This is a genomic window from Mesorhizobium sp. B2-3-4, assembly GCF_006442315.1.
GTDB lineage: Bacteria > Pseudomonadota > Alphaproteobacteria > Rhizobiales > Rhizobiaceae > Mesorhizobium.
Genome location: NZ_VFVY01000035.1, coordinates 25,939 through 38,781, shown reverse-complemented (window position 1 = coordinate 38,781; position 12,843 = coordinate 25,939). Strand labels below are relative to the sequence as shown.

13 protein-coding genes are annotated in these 12,843 nt (G+C 64.5%); 4 read left to right on the top strand and 9 right to left on the bottom strand.

The features are described from left to right. From FJ967_RS32585 to FJ967_RS32575, 3 genes are all read left to right on the top strand, one after another. On the top strand, positions 1–291 hold a 291-nt coding region (locus FJ967_RS32585; RefSeq protein WP_140736416.1), incomplete at its 5' end, for a DUF992 domain-containing protein. Between the two features lie 87 nt (positions 292–378). Beyond that, entirely contained in the window at positions 379–861 is a 483-nt protein-coding gene (locus FJ967_RS32580; protein ID WP_140736415.1) for a DUF992 domain-containing protein, read from the top strand. A gap of 169 nt (positions 862–1,030) precedes the next feature. Further along, complete coding sequence (locus FJ967_RS32575) at positions 1,031–2,467, top strand: MFS transporter (RefSeq protein WP_140736414.1); 1,437 nt, start codon at positions 1,031–1,033, stop codon at positions 2,465–2,467. Between the two features lie 25 nt (positions 2,468–2,492). Here the strand turns inward: FJ967_RS32575 and FJ967_RS32570 are convergent, their stop codons facing one another. The 8 genes from FJ967_RS32570 to FJ967_RS32530 form a co-directional block, all read right to left on the bottom strand. After that, a complete protein-coding gene (locus FJ967_RS32570) occupies positions 2,493–3,182 on the bottom strand; it encodes a response regulator transcription factor (protein ID WP_140736413.1) in 690 nt (229 codons plus the stop codon). Continuing rightward, a complete protein-coding gene (locus tag FJ967_RS32565; RefSeq protein WP_140736412.1) occupies positions 3,179–5,914 on the bottom strand; it encodes a sensor histidine kinase KdpD in 2,736 nt (911 codons plus the stop codon). The genes FJ967_RS32570 and FJ967_RS32565 overlap by 4 nt, the downstream gene beginning before the upstream one ends. Before the next feature lie 57 nt (positions 5,915–5,971). Beyond that, complete coding sequence (kdpC, locus tag FJ967_RS32560; protein WP_140736411.1) at positions 5,972–6,535, bottom strand: potassium-transporting ATPase subunit KdpC; 564 nt, start codon at positions 6,533–6,535, stop codon at positions 5,972–5,974. Positions 6,536–6,546: 11 nt separating this feature from the next. Beyond that, positions 6,547–8,640: a potassium-transporting ATPase subunit KdpB gene (gene kdpB, locus FJ967_RS32555; protein ID WP_140736410.1), complete on the bottom strand. Its 2,094-nt coding sequence runs from the start codon at positions 8,638–8,640 to the stop codon at positions 6,547–6,549. Further along, positions 8,637–8,852 carry a hypothetical protein gene (locus tag FJ967_RS32550; RefSeq protein ID WP_140736409.1) on the bottom strand — a complete coding sequence of 72 codons (216 nt, stop codon included), beginning with the start codon at positions 8,850–8,852 and terminating at the stop codon, positions 8,637–8,639. Before FJ967_RS32550 ends, kdpB begins: the two co-directional genes overlap by 4 nt. A 7-nt stretch (positions 8,853–8,859) precedes the next feature. Further along, on the bottom strand, positions 8,860–10,563 hold the full coding sequence (kdpA, locus tag FJ967_RS32545) for a potassium-transporting ATPase subunit KdpA (protein ID WP_140736408.1): 1,704 nt from the start codon (positions 10,561–10,563) through the stop codon (positions 8,860–8,862). Between the two features lie 22 nt (positions 10,564–10,585). Continuing rightward, on the bottom strand, positions 10,586–10,675 hold the full coding sequence (gene kdpF / locus FJ967_RS32540; RefSeq protein WP_015315765.1) for a K(+)-transporting ATPase subunit F: 90 nt from the start codon (positions 10,673–10,675) through the stop codon (positions 10,586–10,588). Between the two features lie 329 nt (positions 10,676–11,004). After that, positions 11,005–11,724 (bottom strand): Crp/Fnr family transcriptional regulator, encoded by a 720-nt coding sequence (locus FJ967_RS32530; RefSeq protein ID WP_140736406.1) that lies wholly within the window; start codon positions 11,722–11,724, stop codon positions 11,005–11,007. 220 nt (positions 11,725–11,944) lie between these two features. On the opposite strand from FJ967_RS32530, the gene FJ967_RS32525 reads away from it, so the two are divergent. Then, the gene (locus FJ967_RS32525; protein WP_140736405.1) at positions 11,945–12,181 is read left to right on the top strand and encodes a hypothetical protein; all 237 of its coding nucleotides are present in this window, start codon (positions 11,945–11,947) and stop codon (positions 12,179–12,181) included. A gap of 159 nt (positions 12,182–12,340) precedes the next feature. On the opposite strand, the gene FJ967_RS32520 is transcribed toward FJ967_RS32525, so the two are convergent. Next, the gene (locus FJ967_RS32520; RefSeq protein WP_140736404.1) at positions 12,341–12,643 is read right to left on the bottom strand and encodes a DUF982 domain-containing protein; all 303 of its coding nucleotides are present in this window, start codon (positions 12,641–12,643) and stop codon (positions 12,341–12,343) included. Positions 12,644–12,843 lie beyond the last annotated feature (200 nt).

Genomic DNA, 12,843 nt, shown 5'->3' with positions numbered 1-12,843 from the left:
ATCTACACCGGCGTCATTTCCAAGCTTGGCGTCGATCTTGGCCAGACGCATCAGGGCCAGCTCGTCTGGGCCGTTTTCGCGGCGACCCGCGACCGTGACGCAGGCGACCTCGCCGGCAGCTACTACGGCGTCAATGCCGAGGCGAGCGTCGTCACCGGCGGCGGCGCCAACCTGCTGGTCGGCGGCTTCGACAGCGCCTTCATGCTGGAGCCGCTCAGCGTCCAGGCACAGACCGGCGTCAATCTCGCCGTGGCCGTGACGTCGCTGGAATTGATCCACTCGCTCAAATAAGCGGATTGGAGCCTCGACCAGGCCCTTCACTCCGCGGCGCGGAACCCGGTAGGATGGTTCCGCGCCGTTTTGATTTGGGGGGATGCCATGCCGAGGACAGTCATTGCCGCTGCGGTGATCGCAACCGTGCTTGCCGGCACGGCACGAGCACAAGACCAGGGCGTGGAACTCGGTACGCTTGAATGCGCCATATCGGGCGGAACCGGTTTCATCTTCGGTTCGAGCAAGGATCTGAGTTGCACCTTCACCCCGGCCGACAAGACCTTCGCGCCTGAAGCCTATTTTGGCGCCATCAACAAATACGGCCTCGACATCGGCACCACCAGGCAGGCGGTGATGCGCTGGCTGGTGCTGACGCCGTTGAAGAACATCTATGCGCCGGGTGCGTTGGCGGGTGACTATATCGGCGCCAGCGCCGAAGTGACCGCCGCCGTCGGCGCTGGCGCCAATCTTCTGGTCGGCGGCTCGTCGCAGGCCTTCACCCTTCAGCCGCTCAGCGTGCAGACCCAGACCGGCATCAACCTCGCCATCGGCGTCAGCCAGTTCCAGCTACGCAGCACCGAGAACTGATATCTTCCGCAGTCAGCCGGAGCATCTCGAAGATTTCGCTTGAGCTCAACCGCGCTTGAGGTCTTACCAGCCTGTCCGACTGAAACAGCGCGCATGGTCCTGCCGGATTCCCTGTATTGGCTTCTGGTGCCATGCGCCGCCATCGCGATATGCAAAGGCGGAGATGGACATGACGAAAACCGGCACGAACAGGGTCGACTGGCGGGCATTGTGGGCGACCGGCGACCTGGCGCGATTCTGCTTCATCAGCCTCGGCATCCTGCTGCACGCCACCAATGAGACGATGGTGGCGACCGTCATGCCGGCCATGGTCGGTGAACTGGCCGGCGTACAACTCGTTGGCTGGTCGCTGGCCATCTACGAACTTGGCGCCATCGTCGCCGGTGCGGCGGCCGGACGGCTGGTGAGCTATGTGGCGCTGCGAACCAACATGGTGGTCGCGGCCCTGCTCTACGCCGCCGGCGCGCTGATCTGCGCCACCGCGCCTTCCATGCAATTGTTCCTGGCCGGCCGGCTGATCGAGGGGCTTGGCGGCGGCGCGCTGGTGTCGCTGGCCTTCGTCTCGGTCGAACGGCTGTTTTCACGCGCCATCTGGCCGCAGCTTTTCGGCATCATGTCGGCGATCTGGGGCGTGGCTGCATTCAGCGGCCCGTTGCTCGGCGCGATCATGACCGAGCTTTTGTCATGGCGCTGGGCCTTCGGGGTCTTCACCTTTGGCGGCACCGCCATGGCGCTGGCCAGCTTCCTCGTGCTCGACACGCCGGAGGCGACAAGGCCCAGTACCGGTGCCGGCAAAGCACCGCCCTTCCCGTTCATCGCGCTGGCCTGCCTTGCCGTCGCGGTGGTTCTGATCGCCTCGGCCGGCGTCGACATCGCCCTGCTGCGATCCTCGCTTCTGATCGTGCTGGGCCTCGCCGGTCTCGCGCTGTTTTTCTACGTCGACGCGCTGAAACCGCGCTCCCGCCTGTTCCCGGCAAGGCTGTTCTCCTGGCGCACGCCGGTCGGCGCCGGCATGACAATGGTGGCGGCGTTTTCGGTGGCGACCTGCTCCTTCGGCGTCTATGGGCCTCTGCTCCTGACCAGCCTGCATGACATTCCGCTGCTGACCACGGGCTATATCATCGCCGCCGAATCGATCGCCTGGTCGATCCTCTCGATCCTCGTCGCCAATGCGCCGCCGCAACGCGAGCGCCTGATCATCGTCAGCGGCGCATTGATGATCGCCGCAGGCATCGCCGGCTTTGCCTACACGATACCGCTGGGCTCGATCCCGCTGATCCTGGTCTGCGCCCTCCTGCAGGGCGGCGGTTTCGGCATCGCCTGGCCGTTCGTGACCCGCGTCATCGTCGCCTCCGCGCCGGATGACGAGCAGACCATCGCCTCGGCCGCGGTGCCGACCATGCAGCGCATCGGCTACGCCGTGGGTGCCGCCCTTGCCGGCATCGTCGCCAATGCCAGCGGCTTTTCGCAAGGCCTGAACCATGACGCGGCCGCGAGCGTCGCAAGCTGGCTGTTCCTCGCTTTCGTACCGCTCGGCATGCTCGGCTGTCTCGCCGCCTTGCGAACTTCGGCGGCGGCGAACCGGCCGCTCGAAGCCCTCGGCTGAGGCGGATTTCCATCCCTGGGCTTTTTCACTCGACCCGCAGGCGGTAGCCGACACCGGTTTCGGTGGTGATATAGCGCGGCTGGTCGGGGGTCTTCTCGATCTTCTGGCGCAGCTGGCGGACATAGACCCTGAGATACTGCACGTCGGTCGAATCGTCCCAGATCTGCTTGAGGATAAAGTGGTGGGTCAGCACCTTGCCCGCGTGCTGCACCAGGATGCGCAATATGTCGTACTCTTTCGGCGAGAGCTTCACCTCCTTGCCGTCGACCTTGACGATGCGCTTGACCAGATCGACGCTGAGTTCGCCGGTCTGGAAAACCGGCTTCTCGCCTTGCTGCTGGAATTTGTGCCGCAGCGCCACGCGGATGCGCGCCACCAGTTCGTTCATGCCGAAGGGCTTGGTGACATAGTCGTCCGCGCCGAGCTCGAGCGCGCTGACGATGCCGGCTTCGTCGGTGCGGCTGGACAGAATGACCACCGGCACGTCGAGGCCGTCGTCACGCCATTTGCGCAAGAGCTCATGGCCGCCCATGCCGGGCAGGCCGAGATCGAGCAGCACGAGGTCGGGCTTCTCCTGGTCCATCAGCTCGATCGCCGTCCTGGCGTTCGGCGCCTCGCTGATCGCATAGCCCTGGCTGGCAAGGCCGACCCGCAGCAGCTTGCGGATCGGCGGCTCGTCATCGACAACCAGGATCCTGACATTCGAATTGGTCATCGCGGCTGATCCTTGCCGGGCTCGCTGCCGCGATCGCCGACATCGGGCAATTCCGCCGGCACCGGCATCCTGATGGTGAAGATGGCACCGGGACAGTCGCTCCGGTTTGCGGCCGCGATCGCGCCGCCCATCGCCTCGACGAAGCCACGGCAGATCGACAGGCCGAGCCCGGTGCCGGCACGCACCTGATCGCCCTTGCGCACCCGGTAGAAGGTGTCGAACACGCGCTCCAGGTCGTGCGCCGGAATGCCCGGCCCCTCGTCCATGATCTGCAGGGTGACGGAGCCATTGTCGGCCCAGGCCTGGATGCGGATCGTGGACCCGGGCGGCGAATATTTCGAGGCGTTGTCGAGGAGGTTGAACAGAACCTGCTCGAACAACACGGGATCGAGCCTCAGCATCGGCAGGTCGGACGGAATATCGACCTCGATCTTGTGCTCGCTGGTGATCTTGCGCGCGCGCTCGAGCGCCGTTCCGACGATGTCGCCGGCGTAGTGGAGGGCATAGTTCGGCTCCATCGCGCCGGATTCGATCTTGGTCATGTCGAGCAGATTGGCGATGAAACGGTTCAGCCGCTCCGATTCGTCGATCACCGTCGACAGAAGCTCGGCCCTGTCCGGCTCGGGGAGCGCGGGCGCGAATTCCTTGAGCGTGCCGGCCGCCCCCATGATGGCCGCCAGCGGCGTTTTCAGATCGTGCGAAATCGAGGTCAGCAACGCCGAGCGCAGCCGGTCTGCTTCGGCGGCGAGTTTGGCGCGGTCGACATCGGCGACGAGCTGGATGCGTTCGATCGCCACCGCCGCCTGATCGGCCAGCGCGTCGAGCAGGCGCTGCTGTTCGGGCGTCAGCAGCGGGCCCTGCTTGTCATTGTCGAGACCGACGACACCGATCGCGGTCCGCCCCGTCCGCAGGGGCAGATAGAGGCGTTTGGCGCCAGGCAGCGTGTCGGCGCCGCGTCCGGCGGCACGATTGTGCTCCCAGGCCCAGCGAGCGGCGGCGATGTCGGCCTCCGCCAGCGTGTCGTCGGGCGGATAGCCGGCCTTGACGGTGATGGTGCCATCTTCCGGCAAAAGCAGCACGACGCGCAATTTCAGCATCGACGCGATCTGGAAAGCGGTGGCCCAGAGAACGTCGTCGAGCGTGCCGGCGCCGGCGAGCTTCTTGGAGAACAGATAGATATCCTCGGTGGCCCGCGCCCGCGAGCGGGCGGCCGCCGCCTGGCGCTGCACGCGGGCCGTAAGATTGCTGGCGATGACGGCAACGGCGACGAAGACGGCAATCGCGACGATGCTCTCGGGATCGCGGATGGTCAGCGTGTAGCGCGGTTCGAGGAAAAAATAGTTGAAGGCAAGGACACTGAGGAAACAGGCGTATAGCGCCGGCCAGAGACCGCCGGCCACCGCTGATGTCAGCACGGCGAGCAGGAAGACGATCGCCAGATTGCGCACGTCGAGAAACTGGTCGAGGGCTGTGCTGACCGCCAGGGAGCCCGCGACATAGCCGGTGGCGAACAGATAGGGCCAGATCTGAAACGGCCTGCGCTCGGTCGCGGCTTTGACAGCTCTCGAGGGCGCGTCGGTGACGCGCTCGGTTCCGGAAATGACATGGACGCTGATGTCGCCGGCATTGCGGATCAGATCGTAGGTGAGCGATCCCTCGATCAGTTCGCGCCAGCGCGACCGGGTCGGCCGGCCGACCACGATGTGCGTGAAATTGTTCGCTGTCGCATGGCGTACAATATCCTGCGCGACGTTCTGGCCCGGGATGGTCGTGACCTCCGCACCGAGCTGCTCGGCGAGGCGAAGGAGGGTGGCGAGCCGGTCCTTGTCGTCCTCGGACATGCCGGCCGAGCGCGGTGTGTCGACATGAAGCGCCGTCCATGGTGCACGAAGTCTGTCGGCCAGCCGGCGCGCGTAGCGGATGCGGGCCGCCCCGCCCGGACGCGCGTCGACGCAGACGAGCACCCTTTCGCCCGCCGCCCAGGGACCCTGGATGGCGTGGGACTGCATGTGGTTGAGCAACTGCTCGTCGACGCGCTGGGCGGTGCGGCGCAGCGCCAGTTCCCGCAACGCCGTCAGATTGCCTGGCGAAAAATAGTTCTCCACCGCACGCTGCGCCGTGTTGGGGAAATAGACCTTCCCCTCCTCCAGCCGCTTGATCAGGTCGTCGGGTGTCAGGTCGATTATTTCGACATCATCGGCCTGGTCGATGATGGAATCGGGAACCGTCTCGCGCACCCTGACCCGGGTGATCTGGGCGACGACGTCGTTGAGGCTTTCGACATGCTGGATGTTGAGCGTCGTATAGACATCTATGCCCCGCGCCAGGATCTCCTGGACATCGAGATAGCGCTTGGGGTGGCGGCTGCCGGGCGCGTTGGTGTGGGCGAGTTCGTCGACCAGGACCAGCGCCGGACGCCGGGCAAGGATGGCGTCGATGTCCATCTCGTCGAGGACACGTCCCTTGTAGTCGACCTTGCGGCGGGCAATGACTTCGTAACCCTCGACCAGGGCCTGGGTTTCCTTGCGGCCATGCGTCTCGACCACGCCGATCACCACGTCGACGCCGTCGGCCAGCCTGGCACGGCCCGACATCAGCATCTCGTAAGTCTTGCCGACGCCAGGCGCCGCGCCGAGGAATATGCGCAGACGGCCGCGCCCTTCCCGCTCGGCATGCTCGAGCAGCGCATCGGGGGAGGGTCTGTGTTCGACGTTGCTTCTGTCGTCCGGCATCGGGTCCGATCATGAATGGCGCCGGGGACGGTGTCGATCCCCGGCGCCGGCCATCAACTATTTCGCGGCATCCAGCGCCAGGTTGAGCGCCAGAACATTGACCACCGGCTCGCCGAGCACGGCCAATTCCCGGTCCTCGATCTGGCTGTCGACGAGCGCCTTGACCTTGGCTTCGTCGACGCCCCGGGCCTTCGCCACGCGCGGAACCTGGAAATAGGCGGCATCCGGGCTGATGTGCGGGTCAAGACCGCTGCCCGATGTCGTCACCAGGTCCATCGGCACCGGCGCGTTCGGATTCTCCGCCTTCAGCTTTTCTGCATCGCCTTTGATGCGCTCGATGAGCTTCGGGTTGGTCGGGCCGAGATTGGCACCGCCGGAGGCGCCGGCATCGTAGCCGTTGCCGGCCGCCGAAAGCCTGCCATGGAAATATCTGTCGCTGGCGAAGGCCTGGCCGATCAGTTCGGAACCGATCACCTTGCCGTCCTTCTCGATCAGGCTGCCATTGGCCTGGCGCGGGAACAGCGCCTGCGCGATGCCGGTCATGCCGATGGGATAGACGAGCCCGGTCAACACGGTGAAGAAGACGATCATGATGATCGCGGGTCTGATTTGCTTGAGCATCGCAATGATCCTTATGCAAGGCCGAGGGCCGTGACGGCCATGTCGATAATCTTGATGCCGACGAACGGCACGATGATGCCGCCGAGGCCGTAGACGAGAAGGTTGCGGCTGAGCAGCGCACCGGCGCCGATCGCCCGGTATTTCACGCCGCGCAGCGACAGCGGGATCAGCGCGATGATGATCAGCGCGTTGAAGATGATGGCCGACAGGATGGCGCTCTGCGGTGTCGCCAGGTGCATGATGTTGAGCGCCTGCAAGGGGCCGGTGGTCTGGCCGGGCGCGACGTAGAAGACGGCGAACATCGCCGGGATGATGGCGAAGTACTTGGCCACGTCATTGGCGATGGAGAATGTCGTCAGCGAACCGCGTGTCATCAGGAGCGCCTTGCCGATCTCGACGATCTCGATCAGCTTGGTCGGATCGCTGTCGAGATCGACCATATTGCCGGCCTCGCGGGCGGCGACGGTGCCGGTGTTCATGGCCACGCCGACATCGGCCTGGGCGAGTGCCGGCGCGTCGTTGGTGCCGTCGCCGCACATGGCGACCAGCTTGCCCTTGGCCTGCTCGTCGCGGATCAGCTTCAGCTTGTCCTCGGGCGTGGCCTGGGCGAGGAAGTCGTCGACGCCGGCTTCCGCCGCGATGGCAGCCGCCGTCATCGGATTGTCGCCGGTGATCATCACCGTGCGGATGCCCATGCTGCGCAACTCGGCGAAGCGTTCGCGGATGCCGCCCTTGACGATGTCCTTCAGGTGGATGACGCCGAGCAGCCGCCCATCCCTTTCGACCGCCAGCGGCGTACCGCCCGATTTGGCGACCTCGTCGGCGATCGCCTGCAAATCGCGCACGGTGTCGCTACCCGGCCGTGTGCCATGCGCGGCCGATGTCGGCTGGCTGACATAGGTCAGGATCGAATCGACCGCGCCCTTGCGCACCGAGGAACCGTCTATGTCGACGCCGCTCATGCGGGTCTGCGCGGTGAACGGCACGAAAGTGGCGTGCAACGTCGCCATGTCGCGGGCGCGGATGGCGTATTTCTCCTTGGCCAGAACCACGATCGAGCGGCCTTCCGGCGTCTCGTCGGCGAGCGATGCAAGCTGGGCGGCATCGGCCAGTTCCTGCTCGCTGACGCCCTTGACCGGGCGGAATTCCGTCGCCTGGCGGTTGCCCAGCGTGATGGTTCCGGTCTTGTCGAGCAGCAGCGTGTCGACGTCACCGGCGGCTTCGACGGCGCGGCCCGACATGGCCAGCACGTTGAAGCGCACCAGGCGGTCCATGCCGGCAATACCGATGGCCGACAGCAGCGCGCCGATCGTGGTCGGGATCAGCGTCACGAACAGCGCGACGAGCACGGTCACCGAGATATAACCGCCCGAGTAGGAGGCAAAGCTCGGGATGGTCGCGGTGGCCAGCACGAAGATCAGCGTCATGCCGACGAGCAGGATGTTGAGCGCGATCTCGTTCGGCGTCTTCTGGCGCTCGGCACCTTCGACCAGCGAGATCATGCGATCCAGGAAAGTGTGTCCGGACGCAGCCGTGATGCGCACGCGGATCCAGTCGGACAGCACCTGCGTGCCGCCTGTGACCGCCGAACGGTCGCCGCCGGATTCGCGGATCACCGGCGCGGACTCGCCCGTGATCGCTGCCTCGTTGACCGAGGCTACGCCTTCCACCACCTCACCGTCGGATGGGATGATGTCGCCGGCCTCGACCAGCACGATGTCACCGACCTTCAGGCTGGTGCCCGGCACCAGCCTGAATTTGGTCCGGTCCTCGCCGGCCAGCAGCTTCGCCTGGGTTTCGGTGCGCGCCTTGCGCAGCGAATCCGCCTGCGCCTTGCCGCGCCCTTCGGCGACGGCTTCGGCGAAATTGGCGAACAGCACCGTGAACCACAGCCAGATGATGATCTGCAGCGTGAAGCGCAGGTCGCCGCCGCCGGTGACGAGGTCCTTGACGAACAGCACCGATGTCAGCGCCGACACGACGGCGACGACGAACATCACCGGATTGCGGGCCAGCGTGCGTGGGTCGAGTTTGCGAAAGGCACCGCCGATGGCGGGCCACAGGATGCGGGCATCCATGATGCTCGCGGATTTTGACTGGCTCATTTTGAAGCTCCGGCTTCAGTGTTGGTGTGCGGCGCCGATTGGTCGGATGCCGAAAAGAGATGGGGAAGCCCGTAGGCCAGCAGCCACAGTGCGATCATGGCGGCGGCGATGCCGAAAAACGTCGACATGGTCGGGAAAGGAGGCGGTAGTCCCTCCCTCCCCGGGTCGGTCCGATGCCCGACATTGCGACGCTTGTTGTTGAACCAAGACATGGCAGCCTCAGAATGTCTGTCCATGGATCATCGCCAGGTGCTCAACGATCGGGCCGACGGCGAGCGCCGGGAAGAAGGTCAGGCCGCCGACGATGACGATGACGCCGACCAGCAGCCCGACGAACAGCGGGCCGTCGGTAGGGAAGGTGCCGGCCGAGGCGGGCACGGTCTTCTTCGCCGCCAGCGCGCCGGCAATGGCGAGCGCCGGGATGATGACCAGGAAGCGGCCCATCAGCATGCCGATGCCGATGGTGATGTTGTACCAGGGTGTGTTGCCGCTCAGACCGCCGAAGGCAGAACCGTTATTGGCTGCCGCCGAAGTGTAGGCGTAGAGGATCTCGGAGAAGCCGTGCGGCCCGCCATTGGCGATCGAGGCAACCGCGCTCGGCAGCACCACGGCGATGGCCGTGAAGACCAGCATCGCCAGCGGCAGGCACAGGATAGCCAGCATCGCCATCTTGACCTCCTTGGCCTCGATCTTCTTGCCCAGATATTCGGGCGTGCGGCCGACCATCAGGCCGGCGACGAAGACGGCGATCAGGATGAACATCAGCATGCCGTAGAAACCGGCGCCGACGCCGCCGACGATAACCTCGCCCAGCTGCATATTGATGAGCGGGATCATGCCGCCGAGCGCGGTGAAGCTGTCATGCATGGCGTTGACCGCGCCACAGGAGGCGGCCGTGGTGATGACCGCGAACAAAGCCGAGAGCGCGATGCCGAAACGGGTTTCCTTGCCCTCCATGTTGCCGCCGTCGATGCCCAGCGCATGGACCAGGGGATTGCCGGCGGCTTCAGCCCAGTAGCAGACGACGACGCCGGCGATGAACAGCACGCCCATCGAAGCCAGGATCGCCCAGCCCTGGCGCTGGTTGCCGACCATGCGGCCGAAGACATTGGTCAAGGCGGCGCCGACGACGAAGATCGACAGCATCTGGATCAGGTTGGAGATGGCGTCGGGGTTCTCGAAGGGATGCGCCGCATTGGCGTTGAAGAACCCGCCGCCATTGGTGCCGAGCATCTTGATGGCGACCTGCGAGGCGACCGGGCCGAGCGCGATGGTCTGCTTGGCGCCTTCCAGCGTGGTCGCGTCGACATACGGCCCGAGCGTCTGCGGCATGCCGAGCCAGACATAGACCAGGGTGAGCACGATGCAGAGCGGCAAAAGCACGTAGAGCGTGGCACGCGTCATATCGACCCAGAAATTGCCGATCGATTTCCCGGAAGCACGGGCAAAGCCGCGGATCAGGGCAATCGCGATGGCGATGCCGGTGGCGGCCGAAACAAAATTCTGCACCGTCAGGCCGGCCATCTGCACGAGGTAGGACATCGTGCTTTCGCCGCCGTAGTTCTGCCAGTTGGTGTTGGTCATGAAGCTGGCGGCGGTGTTGAAGGCGAGCGCCGGGTCGACCGCGCTCATGCCGGCCGGATTGTAAGGCAGGCTGCCTTGCAGGCGCTGCAGGACATAGAGCCCGAGGAAGCCCGCCAGGTTGAACAGCAGCAGTGCCACCGCATAGGTGGTCCAGTGCTGCTCCTCCCGATCGCTGGTTCCGCAAATGCGGTAGAGCCCGCGCTCGAGCGGGCCGAAGACCGGCGAAAGCGGCGTGCGATCACCATTGAAGACGCGGTGCATGTAGCCGCCAAGCGGCTTCACCAGCAAAACGAGGATCCCGCAGAAAATGAGGATCTGTATCCAGCCATTTATGGTCATGATGGGGCTTTCCGTGCGCTGGTCAGAAGCGTTCTGGCCGGATGAGGGCGTAGGTCAGGTAAGCGAGCAGGAACAAGGTCACGCCTCCACCGAGGATGTAGTCGACAAGCATGGTTCGATCCTTTCACTCAAATTCTGTCGCAGGCTTTGACGTAGGCGAGCGACAGAGCGAAAAACAAAACCCCTATGCCGACAACGACGACGTCCATTTTGCCTGCTCCTTGTGCGCTTTGTACTTTGCGCCTTTCCCAGAAAGGCTCGCAATACCGTGACAATGCCGCCGCATATCCATCGTCGGCGGCGTCCAAATCTTTGTGACGTGAATATGGACCCGATCGCCATAAAGGTTCGAGGCGGCGCGGGGCGCAAAGAAATAGGAATTTCATAAAGGTTTCGGGCGCGGCGCGGCATTGAAGAGCCGTGCGGCTTGCCGGATACGCTTTAGCGCGGCTCTCGCGTCAGGCTGAGATAGGTCGGATCGAACTCGGCGATCTCCTGCAGCCGGTGCCAGTCCAGGATGGTCACCGTGTGATTTGCCCAGTTGACGACACCGACCTTGCGCAGGGCGCCGATAACCCGGTTCATGTGCACGACGGAAAGACCAAGCACATCGGCGAGTTCAGCCTGCGAGAGCGGCAGATGAAAACTCATGCCGTTGGTGCGCTGCACCACCTGCAGTCGCACGAAAAGCTCACAGACGAGATGGGCAAGGTGCGCGGTCTTCGAGCGGCGGCCCATCGCCACGATCCACTCGCGATGGATGGCGCCGTCGACCAGCGTGTCAAGCCATAGCAGCCGGGTAAGATGCGGCGCTTCCTCGGTGATGGCGCGAAGCCGGCTGTGATCGGCGAACATGACATGACAGGGCGACATGGCAACGATGCCGTGATCCATGGTCTTCAGCAGGAATGCATGGAGGTCGACGAAATCGCCGGGCACCTGCAGGGAGGTGAACTGCCGGCCGCCATTCTCCAGCACCTTGTAGCGCGCCGCCAGGCCGTCGAGGATCAGTGTCGAATAGGTCGGCCGTGTACCCGATGCGACGATATCCTGGCCGGTCGCGAAATGCCGCTCGAACGTCATCGCTTCGGCCAGCAGTGCCTTTTCGGCATCGGAAAGCGCATCGTGCTGGGCGAGATTCAGATACAGGGATTCCAGCACCGCTATCTCCAGCGAAAGGGCTCAGAGCCGATCGCCAACTGTCGAAAGCAAGAGGCGGTTACCGAAGCACTAGGTCGTCGGGCGTCGGCGGGCATTAACATTTGTTAGATGGCGCTTATTTGCCAGGGAAAATCATCCCTGATGGAACAACGGCTTAGCCCGCGAATTGACGGTCAGTTCTTTCTTGGTGACGTCATCAGCTAGGGGGGTCGGCCGCACCATGCCCAGATACTTTCTCGACCTTTACAATGGCGATGGCCTGACCGTGGACGATCACGGTCAGGTCTTCGAGACGCGCGATCGCCTGCGACGGGAGGCGATCCTCATCCTGCCCGATATCGTTCGCGACGAGATGATCGAGAACGAGCGCACGGCCATTACCGTGAAGGTGCGCGACGAGAGCGGACGCCAGATCTTCGAGGCATCGCTTGTGATCTCATCCGGCTGGTGCGACTGACGGCATCCGGTCCTGCCAGCGAACCGCGCAGCGGCGTCTTTTTGGATGGGTCGGCATCCGTGTAGCAGGTCAAAAGTGAAAGACCGGCTCGGGAGGGCCAAGCCGGGCTTTCGGTGGTGGTTGTACGGATTGACCACCACGACGACAGGCGCTTGGCGGTCAGGCGGCGTAGCCGCCATAGCCGCGCGCGACGGGTCGCGCCACGATGACCGGCTCGAACTCCGGCCAGAGAATGCCGGTGGCTTCAGCGAATTCGACGAGCGCATGGCGCGCCTCGTCCCTGGTGATGCACCCCTCGAGCGCCAGGCCACACGCCTCGACGGCATGGCGATGGAGCGGACCACGGCGCGAGGTTGTCCAGTTGGTGAGGAAATCGTGCATTTCGGCCAGCGAGGCGATTTCGCGCTTGAAGCCGAGGCCTACGGTCAACGCCACCGGCGAATGAAACAGCTTGTCATGCATGAAGCGGGCTCCTGGTCGGTCGCAGTGCTCGGGGAAATCCTGGCGGGATCTGCTGATGAGACGCCGGGAAACGCGCCGCGAAGCCGGAGGTTCCGCGACAAGCGCGAGACTTAGCGAAATGCGGCCCTGATCAGGCCGGGGAAGCCTGCATCATGCCCGGTCCGCCAGCCTTGGCCGCTGGTCAGGCTGTTTCCGATCGA

Bases quoted from the DNA above. Each gene is read 5' to 3' on its own strand.
- kdpB (WP_140736410.1), bottom strand. From the start codon at position 8,640: ATGAGCCAGTCAAAATCCGCGAGCATCATGGATGCCCGCATCCTGTGG.
- FJ967_RS32520 (WP_140736404.1), bottom strand. From the start codon at position 12,643: ATGCATGACAAGCTGTTTCATTCGCCGGTGGCGTTGACCGTAGGCCTC.
- kdpC (WP_140736411.1), bottom strand. From the start codon at position 6,535: ATGCTCAAGCAAATCAGACCCGCGATCATCATGATCGTCTTCTTCACC.
- FJ967_RS32570 (WP_140736413.1), bottom strand. From the start codon at position 3,182: ATGACCAATTCGAATGTCAGGATCCTGGTTGTCGATGACGAGCCGCCG.
- FJ967_RS32580 (WP_140736415.1), top strand. From the start codon at position 379: ATGCCGAGGACAGTCATTGCCGCTGCGGTGATCGCAACCGTGCTTGCC.
- FJ967_RS32575 (WP_140736414.1), top strand. From the start codon at position 1,031: ATGACGAAAACCGGCACGAACAGGGTCGACTGGCGGGCATTGTGGGCG.
- kdpA (WP_140736408.1), bottom strand. From the start codon at position 10,563: ATGACCATAAATGGCTGGATACAGATCCTCATTTTCTGCGGGATCCTC.
- FJ967_RS32525 (WP_140736405.1), top strand. From the start codon at position 11,945: ATGCCCAGATACTTTCTCGACCTTTACAATGGCGATGGCCTGACCGTG.
- FJ967_RS32565 (WP_140736412.1), bottom strand. From the start codon at position 5,914: ATGCCGGACGACAGAAGCAACGTCGAACACAGACCCTCCCCCGATGCG.
- FJ967_RS32550 (WP_140736409.1), bottom strand. From the start codon at position 8,852: ATGTCTTGGTTCAACAACAAGCGTCGCAATGTCGGGCATCGGACCGAC.
- kdpF (WP_015315765.1), bottom strand. From the start codon at position 10,675: ATGCTTGTCGACTACATCCTCGGTGGAGGCGTGACCTTGTTCCTGCTC.